The organism is Pseudomonas sp. CCI4.2 (assembly GCF_034350045.1).
Classification (GTDB): domain Bacteria; phylum Pseudomonadota; class Gammaproteobacteria; order Pseudomonadales; family Pseudomonadaceae; genus Aquipseudomonas.
This window is the reverse complement of sequence record NZ_CP133781.1, coordinates 1,404,676-1,416,857: the sequence shown is the minus strand read 5'-3', so window position 1 is coordinate 1,416,857 and position 12,182 is coordinate 1,404,676. Positions and strand designations below refer to the sequence as shown.

At 58.7% G+C, this 12,182-nt stretch carries 12 protein-coding genes; 6 read left to right on the top strand and 6 right to left on the bottom strand.

Going from position 1 to position 12,182, the window contains the following annotated elements:
• Positions 1-75 precede the first annotated feature (75 nt).
• The 3 genes from RHM65_RS06265 to RHM65_RS06255 form a co-directional block, all read right to left on the bottom strand.
• Positions 76-417 carry a hypothetical protein gene (locus tag RHM65_RS06265; protein WP_322184498.1) on the bottom strand — a complete coding sequence of 114 codons (342 nt, stop codon included), beginning with the start codon at positions 415-417 and terminating at the stop codon, positions 76-78.
• 99 nt (positions 418-516) lie between these two features.
• Complete coding sequence (locus RHM65_RS06260) at positions 517-1,860, bottom strand: HAMP domain-containing sensor histidine kinase (RefSeq protein ID WP_322184497.1); 1,344 nt, start codon at positions 1,858-1,860, stop codon at positions 517-519.
• Positions 1,857-2,516, bottom strand: a complete 660-nt coding sequence (locus RHM65_RS06255; protein ID WP_322166804.1) for a response regulator transcription factor — start codon at positions 2,514-2,516, stop codon at positions 1,857-1,859. The genes RHM65_RS06260 and RHM65_RS06255 overlap by 4 nt, the downstream gene beginning before the upstream one ends.
• Positions 2,517-2,647: 131 nt before the next feature.
• On the opposite strand from RHM65_RS06255, the gene RHM65_RS06250 reads away from it, so the two are divergent.
• From RHM65_RS06250 to RHM65_RS06225, 6 genes are all read left to right on the top strand, one after another.
• A complete protein-coding gene (locus RHM65_RS06250) occupies positions 2,648-2,971 on the top strand; it encodes a PepSY domain-containing protein (RefSeq protein WP_322184496.1) in 324 nt (107 codons plus the stop codon).
• 85 nt (positions 2,972-3,056) lie between these two features.
• Positions 3,057-3,527 (top strand): DUF2271 domain-containing protein, encoded by a 471-nt coding sequence (locus tag RHM65_RS06245; RefSeq protein WP_322184495.1) that lies wholly within the window; start codon positions 3,057-3,059, stop codon positions 3,525-3,527.
• A 25-nt stretch (positions 3,528-3,552) separates the two neighbouring features.
• Positions 3,553-5,733, top strand: coding sequence for a PepSY domain-containing protein (locus RHM65_RS06240; protein ID WP_322184494.1), 2,181 nt, complete (start codon positions 3,553-3,555; stop codon positions 5,731-5,733).
• A complete protein-coding gene (locus RHM65_RS06235; RefSeq protein WP_322185269.1) occupies positions 5,723-6,694 on the top strand; it encodes an FAD:protein FMN transferase in 972 nt (323 codons plus the stop codon). The genes RHM65_RS06240 and RHM65_RS06235 overlap by 11 nt, the downstream gene beginning before the upstream one ends.
• A gap of 31 nt (positions 6,695-6,725) precedes the next feature.
• Positions 6,726-7,427, top strand: a complete 702-nt coding sequence (locus RHM65_RS06230) for a VIT family protein (protein WP_322184493.1) — start codon at positions 6,726-6,728, stop codon at positions 7,425-7,427.
• Positions 7,428-7,615: 188 nt separating this feature from the next.
• Positions 7,616-7,969 carry a hypothetical protein gene (locus tag RHM65_RS06225; protein WP_322184492.1) on the top strand — a complete coding sequence of 118 codons (354 nt, stop codon included), beginning with the start codon at positions 7,616-7,618 and terminating at the stop codon, positions 7,967-7,969.
• A 59-nt stretch (positions 7,970-8,028) separates the two neighbouring features.
• On the opposite strand, the gene glmS is transcribed toward RHM65_RS06225, so the two are convergent.
• The 3 genes from glmS to glmU form a co-directional block, all read right to left on the bottom strand.
• Positions 8,029-9,864, bottom strand: coding sequence for a glutamine--fructose-6-phosphate transaminase (isomerizing) (glmS, locus tag RHM65_RS06220; RefSeq protein WP_322184491.1), 1,836 nt, complete (start codon positions 9,862-9,864; stop codon positions 8,029-8,031).
• A gap of 9 nt (positions 9,865-9,873) precedes the next feature.
• On the bottom strand, positions 9,874-10,641 hold the full coding sequence (locus RHM65_RS06215; protein WP_322184490.1) for a DeoR family transcriptional regulator: 768 nt from the start codon (positions 10,639-10,641) through the stop codon (positions 9,874-9,876).
• A gap of 130 nt (positions 10,642-10,771) precedes the next feature.
• A complete protein-coding gene (glmU, locus tag RHM65_RS06210; protein ID WP_322184489.1) occupies positions 10,772-12,139 on the bottom strand; it encodes a bifunctional UDP-N-acetylglucosamine diphosphorylase/glucosamine-1-phosphate N-acetyltransferase GlmU in 1,368 nt (455 codons plus the stop codon).
• Positions 12,140-12,182 lie beyond the last annotated feature (43 nt).

Sequence of the window (12,182 nt, the reverse complement as noted above, 5' to 3'; positions counted from 1 at the left end):
CCGCGCGCTTCATAAAACATGCGCGCAGATATGCCATCCCGCTTACGCGGAATGAGGCTCAATGAGGTACAGGAATCAAGTACGGGGCGGTCGCCATACCCCTGAAGGGGTTTGTACTAGCAGGATATGGCTGGGGAAGGACACAACGAGAGGGCTGGACAAGGTGAGAGGAGGCTTGATGATTGATACTTGCAGCATGCCGCCGGTTTTGCATTCCTGGCCTGGCTTGCAGGGTTTGCCAGAATCGGTGGGACTTTTCATGTCTTGGCAGCAATCCTGCCCCATACCATCGATCATCGCCATGCCCATGGATTTCATCGGGCATGGTTCAGTCGATGCCTGAACACCCGCCATCCCGCTGAGGGGAAGCGCCAAACTAATCAGGAAAATCAGGCAAAACCGTAGATAGCGTTTCATGGGCTGGAGTGTAGACGGTGCAAATGGCCGTTACAATTCACCGTTTAGACTTCTTTATTGGCTATCGGAAAAACCGAAAAAGCGTGCGCTAGGATGTGCTCATTCTTTAACTGTCGGGATGAGTACAAACTGGACGCGCACCTCAAACCCTTGATCCCGGCCCGTCGCTGGTGAGGCCAGGGTCATGCTGGCGCCGACGCCTTGGACAATTGTTTGGGCAATTGCCAAGCCCAGGCCAGAACCGCTCGTGTCACTATTGCCCCGCACAAAGCGCTCGGTCAGGCGCCGCAACACCGGCTCTGGCACCGCCTGGCCGCCGTTGACCACTCGCAGCAATGCCTGATCGCCGAGGCTGACCTCGACCGGTTGATCGGCTGCGCCGTACTTCAACGCATTCTCGATCAGGTTACGCAACAGGATGCCAAAAGCGTCCGGATCAATCGCCGAGTAAACACTGGCCTGACTGGGCAACTGCAACGCGATGCGCTGCCCACCGCTGTGGTTCCACTCATCAACCCCATGGGCCAGCAACGGAATAAGGTCTTGGGGCGCTTCGGACAACAGCCCGCCGCCCTCGGCCTTGGCCAGTTGCATGAGTTTTTCCGAGAGCCGCGCCAGCTCCCGTAACGAGTTTTCGATTTTCGCCGCCCGCACGCGTAACGGCCCTTCGGGCGCTTCGTGGCGCAGGCGCTGGATCTGCGCCAACGTCGCCGCCAGCGGCGTACGCAGTTCGTGGGCGCTGTTGGCAGTAAAGCTGCGCTCGGCCTCCAACGCCTTGCGCAAACGCTCAAGCAAATGGTTCACCGCGTCGGCCAACGGGTCGATTTCAGCCGGCAGCCGTGCCACTTTGATTGGTGACAGATCGCCCACACCACGCGCCTCCACGGCACGACGATAGGCCAACACGCTGCGCAGGCTGATGCGCACAAATAACCAGACGCCCAATAGGCTGATGGGTATCAGCGCCAACAACGGCAACAACAAGGCAAACAAGGCTTCACGAGCGGCTTCACGGCGATGGTCCAAAGGTTCGGCGATGTCGATAAACAACGTCTCACGCAACGCACTTGCACCATACAGGCGGTATTTTTCAGTGGTGGAAAACCCTTCACTCGGCTGCTTGTTGAAGATCTTCGGGTCGGCATCGTGGGACTGCATCAAAATCTCGCCCTTGGCATCACGCACCAGGTACGTCAGGTATTCCTTGTGTATTTTCAGGGTGGCGACATGCTGCGCCTCACGGGGTGCTTCGCGGTTGCTGATTTCCAGCACGGCCAGCGGCAGGATGCGTTGTGCGGTCTCTTCCAAGGCGCTGTCGAACGCCTCGTTCAACTCATGTTGTACCACCAGCCAGGCACCGACGGTCGCCCCCAGCCAAAGCAAGGTCATACCCAGCGTCAACCCGAGGCCGAGGCGTTTTTGCAGGCTTGACGACGACTTCATACCGACATCAACCGGTAACCCATGCCACGCACGGTTTCAATCAGGTCGCGCCCGAGTTTTTTACGCAGGCGACTGATATAGACCTCGATGGTGTTGCTCTCGATTTCGGCGCCAAAGGCATACAAGCGCTCTTCGAGCTGCGACCTAGACAGCAACGCGCTGGGGCGCTGAACAAAGGCTTCGAACACCGCCCATTCCCGGGCCGTCAGATCCACGGTCGCGCCGGCACGCTGCACCGTACGTGCGTTCATGTCGATCTGTAGTTCGCCGAGCTTGATCTGCGGATTGGGGTTGCCGCTGTAACGTCGGGCCACAGCCGCCACGCGAGCCGAAAGCTCAAACAGGTCGAACGGTTTGATCAGGTAGTCGTCGGCCCCGGCATTGAGGCCGGCGATACGATCGGATATCTGGTCCTGGGCGGTCAGGATAATCACCGGGGTCACGTTCCCGGCTGAGCGCTGCTGTCGCAAAAAGTCCAGGCCGCGACCGTCCGGCAGCATCAGGTCCAGCAGGATCAGGTCGTAAGGCGTGGTACGAACGCTGTTGCGAGCATGCTCCAGGCGTTGCACCCAATCAACGGCGTGGCCGTCATCGGCGATCTGCTCACGCACCGCCTCCCCCAGCCCGGGCGCGTCCTCGACCAATAAAACCCGCATCGGGTAACTCCTGTGATGGTTGTCGTGCAGCACCTTAACCGCCTTACCTGACGTGAGTCTGAAGTTTCAGCTCGTTGTCAGGAATGCACCTTAGGCTATGCCACAGACGCCGATCCGGCAGGAGACAGATCATGAAATCAGCTTTTATTGCCAATACCGCATTGTTGAGCGTGTTGCTCAGCGGCCACGCCTTGGCCGATGGCGACTGCAGCGAGCCGGTCAGTGACTGGCAACCACGGGAAACCTTGCGTCATCAGGTGGAGCAGCAATACGGCTGGAGCGTACAGCGCATCAAGGTCGACGACGGTTGCTACAAGCTCAAGGGCGCCGACCGCAAGGGCAACGCCATCGAAGCCCGCTATGCACCAGCCTCCCTGCGCCTGCGCACATTACAAGTCAATTTCGGTGACGACGGCGACGCCCGGGATTACCTCGCCGGATCCGTCTCCAAATGATCATTTCGGTTTTTCCCAAGGCTTTCAGGTTGCTGTCAGCCAACAGGTCCAGGCTCTGGCCACAACGCTCAAACAGGAAATCCTCATGAAGAGAATCATCGCTGCAACCTGCCTCGCCGGTGCCGTTGCCCTGCCGGGGCTGGCACAGGCCCGTGAAGTGACCCTGACCACCCAGCTCAAGGATTACGGCGGTAACGATGCGTACCTGGCGATCTATGTCACCGACGCCAACGGCCAATACCAGAAGACCCTTTGGGTCGCCGGCAAGAAGGCCAAGTACTACCGGCACTTGACCGACTGGGCCCGTGGCAGCGGCATGAATCCGAGCGAGTTTGACGGCGTCAGCGGCGCTAGTGTCGGCAGCGGACGCACCCTCAAAGTCAGCGTTGAACTGGCAGACACCTTGATCGACGCTGGGTATCAGATCCATATCGACAGCGCTGTGGAAAGCCAGCGCGAAGGCCGAGCCGACATCAGCGTGCCCCTGACCTCCAAAGGTTCGGGCAAGCCAGCGACCGGCAGCACTTACATCGACTCGTTCACCTACGACCTGTAGCACCCGCGATTTCTGGAGGCTGAACATGCTTCGCCAGTTCCATTCACTACCCGGTCTGATTGCCGCCCTGTTGGTCATGCTATTGGCCATCAGCGGCGCGGTATTGTCCGTTGACCCAGCGCTGGAGCGCCTGCACAGCAGGTCCATCGCTGTCGGGCAGCTCAATGTCGGCCAATTGGCCGGACGTGTCGCCAGTCACTTTCCGGGCGTTGAACAAATCCAGCGCACAGCGTCCGGGACGGTCATCGTCTACTACAACCAAGGCGGTCAGTCCGCTGCCGAAAAGGTCAACCCACTAACCGGTCTGGGCCTCGCACCTTACGAGCCGTCAGCCTTCTCACGCTGGATGAAAGACCTGCATCGCTCGCTGTTTATGGGCACACCGGGGCACGGGGTGTCGGGCGTTGGCGCACTGTTCATGTTGATGCTGTCTGTGTCCGGCGCATTGCTGCTGGCCCGACGCCTGGGCGGCTGGCGCAATCTGCTGCGGCCACTGCGCGGCACTTTCAGCCAGCGCTGGCACGCGGAAGTCGGGCGCTTGGCCATACTCGGGCTGCTGCTGTCGGCATTGAGCGGGCTTTACATGTCCGGCACCACCTTCGGTTTGATCGCTGACGGCAGTCAGAGCGAACCGGCCTTTCCCACCCACATCAGCGCCGGCCCGGCGTCGCCGGCGGCGAACCTGCAAGCCTTGCAGGCCACCGACCTGAATGACCTGCGCGAACTGGTCTACCCGAGCCCCGGCAACCCGCAAAATGTGTTTTCCCTGCGCACGGCCCAGGGCGAGGGCTACGTGGACCCGGCCAGCGGCACCTTGTTGTCCTGGCAAGCTCACGACTGGATGTATAACGTTTATCAACTGATTTACCAGTTGCACACCGGTGAAGGCCTCTGGTGGCTGGGCCTGCCGCTTGGCCTTTGTGCCCTCTGCGTGCCGTTGATGAGCGTGACAGGCATTCTGCTCTGGTGGCGCCGCCGCAAGGCCGGCCCGAACATCCGCCACAACAGCCCCGCCCATCTCGCCGACAGCGTGATTCTGGTGGGCAGTGAAAACAACAGCACCTGGGGTTTTGCCCAAACCCTGCATGATGCCTTGCACCAGGCTGGGCATCGGGTGCATAGCGCGGCGATGAATGAATGGAAAGGCGATTACCGCCATGCCCAGCGGCTGTTGATACTCACCGCGACCCACGGTGATGGTGACGCCCCGGCTTCAGCCTCGCAGTTCCTGACACGGCTCAACCAGGTCGGACTCAAACCCGGCCTGCCCTTTGCGGTACTGGGGTTGGGCGATCGACAGTTTGCGCAATTTTGTCAGTACGCCCATCAGGTGCAGAGCGCGATGGTGCAGGCCGGCGGCTCGCCGCTGCTGGGGCTGGAGACCGTCAACCGCCTGTCCTCCCAGGAATTTGCGCGCTGGGGCCACGCGTTGGCCGAAGCACTGGGGCATGACTTGACCTTGGTCCACACACCGGAGCAACCGTGCACCCATCAACTGGAGTTGACCGAATGCATCGTCTACGGTGAAGAAGTGAATGCTCCGACCCACGTCCTGCGCTTCAAGGCACCGAGTGATCTGCCGAGCTTTCAGGCCGGAGACTTGGTCGGGATTCTGCCACCGGATAATCCGGTCCCGCGCTTTTACTCGCTGGCCAGTAGCTCCGAAGACGGAGTGCTGGAAATCTGCGTCCGTAAACACGAACGCGGTGTGTGCTCACAGTTCCTGCATGGCCTGAACATCGGCGCGTCGATCGACGCCTTTATCCAGCCTAACCCGCAATTTCGTCCAGCGTCGGGCACGCACCCGGTAATACTGATCGGCGCTGGCACGGGCATTGGTCCATTGGCCGGTTTTATCCGTAACAACAAGGCCCGACACCCGATGCACTTGTATTGGGGCGGACGTAACCCGACCTCGGACTTTCTCTACGAACCGGAGCTCACCCGTTATCTGGCGGACCGACGCCTCACCGAATTACGCGCCGCTTTTTCCCAGGTTCAAGATCACAGTTACGTGCAAGACCGACTGATCAGCGATGCGCTGGCTTTGCGTCGGTTGATTGAAAAAGGCGCCCAAGTATTGGTGTGTGGCAGTCGAAAAATGGCCGAAGGCGTGATGCACGCCCTGGATGAAGTGTTGGCACCGCTCAACCTGAGTGTGCTGACCCTCAAGGCACAAGGACGCTACCGTGAAGATGTCTACTGAGGTGCAACGCTACAGCATAAACGGCGAGACCATGGGCACGCGCTACACCGCCTTGTTCTATGCGGAGGCCGGGATCGACACGAGCGAAATCGCCCAGGCCCTGGCACACGTCGTAGGCCGGGTGGACCAGCAAATGTCCATCTGGAAACCCGATTCCGACCTCTGCCGCCTCAACGCCGGCCCCGAGCAGGAATGGCTGTCAGTGCCCAAAGAGCTGACCACAGTGCTGTCTGCCGCGCTGCGGGTCAGTCAGCAATCTGCCGGCGCCTTCGACATAGCAGTCGGTGACCTGGTGGATGCCTGGGGGTTCGGTCCCGGCGAACAATCCATCACGGAGCAAACCCTCGGGACGGCACCACCGCGAGCGCAACTGTCCGCCAGCGCCGCGCTAGTAATCGACCCTCAACGCAATCAGGTACGCAAACGTGGGCCACTGAACCTTGATTTAAATGGCATCGCCAAAGGCTTCGGCGTCGATGAACTGGCCCGTTGCCTGGAAGATTTTGCCATCACTTGTTATCTGGTTGGCATCGACGGCGAGATGCGCGCCAGAGGCGTGAAACCTGATGCTCAGCCCTGGGTCGTGGCCATTGAAAAACCCCTCCGTGGCGTACGTGAAGTGATGGGTGTCATGGAGCTTGGCGACGCCGCCATCGCCACATCAGGGGACTACCGACATTGGGTGGATGTAAGTGGGCAATCCTACGCCCACAGCATGAACCCTGCCACCGGTGCGCCGCTGTGTAACCCGCTCGCGGCCGTCACCGTGGTGGCGGCTTCGTGCATGCTTGCCGATGCCTGGGCCACGGCGCTGATGGTGCTGGGCGAAATCGAAGGGCCACGGCTGGCTCAGAAGCGCGGGATGGACGCATTGTTCGTGCTGCATGACGGTGAACAGTTCAAGGAAATATCCATTGTCGGCGGCCACTTGCAGGCGCAGATTGAAACCCGTCCGATATGAATCACCCAATGACAGTGAGTCCAGTTAAACAATGAAATTCATGCACAGGCACACCGAGTCTCATCGCAGCGATCGTATCGGCTGGCTGCGTGCCGCCGTCCTGGGGGCTAACGACGGGATCGTCTCCACCGCCAGCCTGTTGATCGGCGTCGCCGCAGCCAACGCCACTCATTCAACGTTGCTGGTGACGGGTATGGCCGGGCTGGTGGCAGGCGCCATGTCAATGGCGGCAGGTGAATACGTTTCCGTGCACTCTCAGGCGGATACCGAACGGGCAGACCTGTCCCGGGAGCGGGCAGAACTGGCCAGCGACCCGAAAGCCGAACACATCGAACTGGCGAACATTTACATGCATCGCGGTGTATCGCCTGAACTGGCACATCAGGTAGCCGGTCAATTGATGGCCCATGATGCCCTGGGCTCTCACGCCCGGGATGAACTAGGCATCAGCGAAGCACTCACGGCCAAACCATTGCAGGCCGCCCTCGCCTCGGCCGCAAGTTTCGTGGTGGGGGCCGCGCTGCCGCTGGCGGTGATTATCATCGCGCCAGCCCACAGCGTTGTGCCGTGGATCTGTGGCATGTCACTGGTTTTTCTCAGCAGCCTGGGGGCTGTTGCGGCCAGGGCCGGCGGTGCCAGCGTATTGACCGGCGCCTGGCGCGTGACGATGTGGGGTGCACTGGCCATGGGCATTACAGCACTGGTGGGATCTGCGTTCGGGGCATTGGTTTAGTTTGTTGCCAATCTCCAAAATGATCATCCCGCGTCTGACATAAATCAAACACGAACCGCTCATCTACGCCGACATAGAGCGTCAGAACGGCTCTCATTGAGTCTGCTGATTGCCTTGGTGGTGGGTTCAATGATCGGCAGCGGTATTTTCAGCCTGCCAACCGACATTGGATAACGGGGTGTTTGCCTATGCCCGGCATTGGGTGGCGAGTTTTTTGGTTTAAATTCGACCAGGGCTACTGGACCAGTGACTGGATTGGCAAGGTTAGCTACCTGGTCATTGTGTTCCCAGCGCTGAGTTACTTCTTCGCGCTGTTTGGTGAAGGCAATAACAAAACGGCGATTGCCGGGGCGTCTGTGGTGCTTTGGTCATTGCACTTGAGATCCTCAATGGCATGCGCACAGCGCCCCGCCGCACTGCTTATTCTCGCCCCGCAGCAAGCAGCTAGGACAATTAGGTCATGCGAGATAGCTGACGAAACATACCTAACTTACCCGATGCATAAGACGAAGCAGGAAATCTGGAAAAATGGCAAATACTAAAAATAACATCCCAATAAAATCAGTTTGTTATCCATTTTTATAGTCTATATCGCCACGACTCACTCCACCGTCACCGATTTCGCCAAGTTACGCGGTTGGTCCACGTCCGTGCCCTTAAGCACCGCGACGTAATACGACAACAACTGCAGGGGGACGGTGTAGAGGATCGGCGCCAGGGTGTCGATGATGTGCGGCATGGCGATCACGTGTGTGCCTTCGCCGTTGGTCATGCCGGCATGTTCGTCGGCGAAGACGATCAATTCACCGCCGCGCGCGCGGACTTCTTGCAGGTTGGATTTGAGCTTCTCTAACAGCTCGTTGTTCGGTGCCACGGTGACGACGGGCATGTCGCTGTCGACCAAGGCCAACGGACCGTGTTTGAGTTCGCCGGCTGGATAGGCTTCTGCGTGGATGTAGGAAATCTCTTTGAGCTTGAGCGATCCTTCCATGGCCACCGGGTACATCGCGCCACGCCCTAAAAACAGGGTGTGATGCTTCTCGGCAAACAGCTCGGCGACTTTTTCGACAGTGCTGTCCATGGCCAGTGCTTCACCCAGACGGATTGGAAGGCGGCGCAGCTCTTCGACCAATTCTGCTTCGACGCCCTCTTCCAGCGTGCCTTTGACCTGCCCAAGGGCAAGGGTCAGTAGCAGTAAGGCAACCAGTTGGGTGGTGAAGGCTTTGGTGGAGGCGACGCCTATTTCCGGGCCAGCTTGAGTCAGCAGGGTCAGGTCAGACTCACGCACCAGCGAACTGATGCTGACGTTGCAGATAGCCAGGCTGGCGAGGAAACCCAGTTCTTTGGCGTTGCGCAGTGCGGCGAGGGTGTCGGCGGTTTCGCCCGATTGTGAGATCGACACAAACAGCGTGTCGGGTTGCACGACGACCTTGCGGTAACGGAACTCACTGGCGACTTCGACCTGACACGGAATCCCGGCCAAACCTTCCAACCAGTAACGGGCGACCATGCCCGCGTGGTAGCTAGTACCACAGGCCACGATCTGCACGTTGCGCACTTTGGCAAACAGCTCGGCCGCCTGTGGACCAAATGCTTGAACCAATACCTGATGTTGGCCCAAACGCCCTTCAAGGGTGCGCTGTACCACTTTCGGTTGTTCGTGGATTTCCTTGAGCATGAAATGGCGGAATTTACCTTTGTCAGCCGCTTCCGCACCCTCATGGTATTGAACGATTTCGCGCTCGACCGGCAAACCATCAACGGTCCAGATCTGCACGCTGTCGCGACGAATCTCAGCGATGTCGCCTTCTTCCAGGTACACGAAACGGTCAGTCACTTGCCGAAGCGCGAGCTGGTCTGAGGCCAGAAAGTTTTCCCCCAAGCCCAAACCGATGACCAACGGACTGCCACTGCGGGCGGCGAGCAAACGGTCAGGCTGTTTGGCACTGATGACCGCTAAGCCGTAGGCACCGTGCAACTCTTTGACGGCGGCCTTCAGCGCGATGGCCAAATCACCTGAGTCTTTATATTTGTGGTGCAAGAGGTGGACGATGACTTCGGTATCGGTGTCTGAGGTAAAGACGTACCCCAAACCCTTGAGTCGGTCGCGAAGTTCTTCGTGGTTTTCGATGATGCCGTTGTGCACGACCGCCAGTTCATCCGCAGAAAAGTGCGGATGCGCGTTACGTTCACATGGCGCGCCATGGGTGGCCCAGCGGGTATGTGCAATGCCGAGACGGCCAATCAGAGGTTCGCCAGCGAGCGCCTGCTCAAGCTCAGCAACCTTGCCCGGTCGACGGCAGCGCTCCAGCTTGCCAGCGTTGGTAAAAAGCGCCACGCCAGCGCTGTCGTAGCCACGGTATTCAAGGCGCTTGAGGCCTTCGAGCAAGATGGCAGTGATATTGCGCTCAGCAACAGCGCCGACGATTCCACACATGGTTCTCTCCTAGCAAACAGCCGCACAAATCAGGGTTATGCCGCGGGCTTGAATCTGTTCGCGTACCTCAGCGGGCAAGCGATCATCGGTAATTAGGGTGTGGATACTGCTCCAGGGCAGTTCCAGATTGGGAATTTTTCGACCAGCTTTATCGGCTTCAACCATCACCACGACCTCCCGAGCAACTTCTGCCATGACTTGGCTTAAGCCCAGGAGTTCGTTGAACGTTGTCGTACCGCGATTCAAATCAATGCCATCCGCACCAATGAATAGCTGATCAAAGTCGTAGGAACGCAGTACCTGTTCGGCAACCTGTCCCTGGAACGACTCGGAATGGGGGTCCCACGTACCGCCGGTCATCAGCAGCACGGGCTCACGTTCAAGTTCACTTAACGCCGTGGCAACCTGCAGCGAATTGGTCATGACTACTAGACCAGACAGACTGCCTAATTCAGAAATCAACGCGGCGGTCGTGCTACCGCTGTCGACGATGATGCGTGCGTGCTCTCGAATTCTTGCGACAGCAGCTCGCGCAATGGCCAGTTTGTACTTGGACACCGGTTGACAGCTATCCGCTATTAACTCGTGTGGCAGGGCCACGGCGCCGCCGTAGCGACGCAACAACAAGCCATCACCTTCAAGCGCGGCGAGGTCCTTACGAATGGTGACTTCCGAAGTTTCGAAGCGTTTTGCCATGTCGTCGACGCTTACGTCACCCAGCTCATTGAGCACGGCAAGAAGGTTATGGCGACGTTGTGGTGTATTGCGTTTCGACATGGCGATCTAAATTTCGTTTCGAAAGATAACGAAGGCAATCAAAACCTATTGGAGTACATTCGTCAAGCTTGGGTTTGCCTATGAACGACTTTCCGCAAAGACCTGAGTGTGAAAACGTCTGTGGATAACTTCATTCTTTTTTGATTTTCACCGGCCGCTTCCATCCTTCGATGTTGCGCTGACGAGCGCGACCGATGGCCAAGTGATCGGCAGGGACGTTTTGAGTGAGGGTAGATCCCGCCGCCGTGGTCGCACCGGAAAAGATATCCACAGGCGCGACCAAAGAGTTGTTGGAGCCGATAAAGACGCCTTCACCGATGACCGTTTTGTGTTTGTTCACCCCGTCGTAGTTACAGGTGATGGTGCCGGCCCCGATATTGGTACGTGCGCCCACGTCTGCGTCGCCCAAATAGGTCAAATGGCCTACTTTTGCGCCTGCTCCAAGGTGTGCGTTTTTCAACTCAACAAAGTTACCCACATGCGCCAAGGCTTCCAGGACGCTGCCGGGCCGCAGTCGAGCGAACGGGCCTACATCGCTTCCCTCGCCTAGTACGGCACCGTCAATGTGGCTGTTGGCTTTAACCACCGAGCCTTTGCGCAAGGTGCTGTTTTTTATGACGCAATTGGGGCCAATGCTGACGTTGTCTTCAATAATCACCCGACCCTCAAGGATCACATTAACGTCGATCAATACGTCGCGACCTGCGCTGACTTCTCCGCGCACGTCGAAACGCGCCGGGTCCCTCAGGGTGACGCCCAGTGCCATCAAACGGCAGCCTTCCCGCATCTGATAATGACGCTCCAGTTCGGCAAGTTGCTTGCGGTCGTTTGCGCCTTGAACCTCCATGGCATCCAGCGGCTGCTCGGTGGCAATCACCAGACCGTCTTCCACGGCCAAGGCGATGACATCGGTTAGGTAATACTCGCCCTGCGCGTTGTTATTGGATAACCGACCCAGCCAGTCTGCCAATCGCTTGCCTGGCACAGCGAGAATGCCGGTGTTGCCTTCGGTAATCGCTTTCTGCGCGTCGGTCGCATCCTTGTGCTCGACGATCGCAGTGACACGCTGTTGCTCATCTCGCACGATACGTCCATAACCCGTGGCGTCAGCAAGCGTCACCGTCAGCAGTCCAAGTTGCTCGGCGCTGACGTTTTTCAGCAGACGCCGCAGCGTGCCCACTTCAATCAACGGCACGTCGCCGTAGAGAATGAGCACGTTCTCTGCCGTTAATTCGGGCAATGCCTGGGCAACCGCGTGGCCCGTACCGAGCTGCTTGTCTTGCAAGACGAAATTCAGATCATCTGCCGCCAAACGCTCGCGAACCAAGTCCGCACCGTGACCAATCACCACGTGAATCCGCTGTGGATTAAGTTGGCGCGCGCTGTGGATAACATGCCCGAGCATGGAGTCGCCCGCCACTGGATGCAGAACCTTGGGCAGTGCCGAACACATGCGCGTGCCCTGGCCCGCTGCGAGAATTACGATATCGAGTGACATGGCTGTCTACCAATCCTGGGGCGGTCAGCAAGGGCGACCGGCG

Excerpts from the sequence above, each read along its gene's own strand:
- RHM65_RS06265 (WP_322184498.1), bottom strand. The coding sequence starts at position 417 with ATGAAACGCTATCTACGGTTTTGCCTGATTTTCCTGATTAGTTTGGCG.
- RHM65_RS06260 (WP_322184497.1), bottom strand. The coding sequence starts at position 1,860 with ATGAAGTCGTCGTCAAGCCTGCAAAAACGCCTCGGCCTCGGGTTGACG.
- RHM65_RS06255 (WP_322166804.1), bottom strand. The coding sequence starts at position 2,516 with ATGCGGGTTTTATTGGTCGAGGACGCGCCCGGGCTGGGGGAGGCGGTG.
- RHM65_RS06250 (WP_322184496.1), top strand. The coding sequence starts at position 2,648 with ATGAAATCAGCTTTTATTGCCAATACCGCATTGTTGAGCGTGTTGCTC.
- RHM65_RS06245 (WP_322184495.1), top strand. The coding sequence starts at position 3,057 with ATGAAGAGAATCATCGCTGCAACCTGCCTCGCCGGTGCCGTTGCCCTG.
- RHM65_RS06240 (WP_322184494.1), top strand. The coding sequence starts at position 3,553 with ATGCTTCGCCAGTTCCATTCACTACCCGGTCTGATTGCCGCCCTGTTG.
- RHM65_RS06235 (WP_322185269.1), top strand. The coding sequence starts at position 5,723 with ATGTCTACTGAGGTGCAACGCTACAGCATAAACGGCGAGACCATGGGC.
- RHM65_RS06230 (WP_322184493.1), top strand. The coding sequence starts at position 6,726 with ATGAAATTCATGCACAGGCACACCGAGTCTCATCGCAGCGATCGTATC.
- RHM65_RS06225 (WP_322184492.1), top strand. The coding sequence starts at position 7,616 with ATGCCCGGCATTGGGTGGCGAGTTTTTTGGTTTAAATTCGACCAGGGC.
- glmS (WP_322184491.1), bottom strand. The coding sequence starts at position 9,864 with ATGTGTGGAATCGTCGGCGCTGTTGCTGAGCGCAATATCACTGCCATC.
- RHM65_RS06215 (WP_322184490.1), bottom strand. The coding sequence starts at position 10,641 with ATGTCGAAACGCAATACACCACAACGTCGCCATAACCTTCTTGCCGTG.
- glmU (WP_322184489.1), bottom strand. The coding sequence starts at position 12,139 with ATGTCACTCGATATCGTAATTCTCGCAGCGGGCCAGGGCACGCGCATG.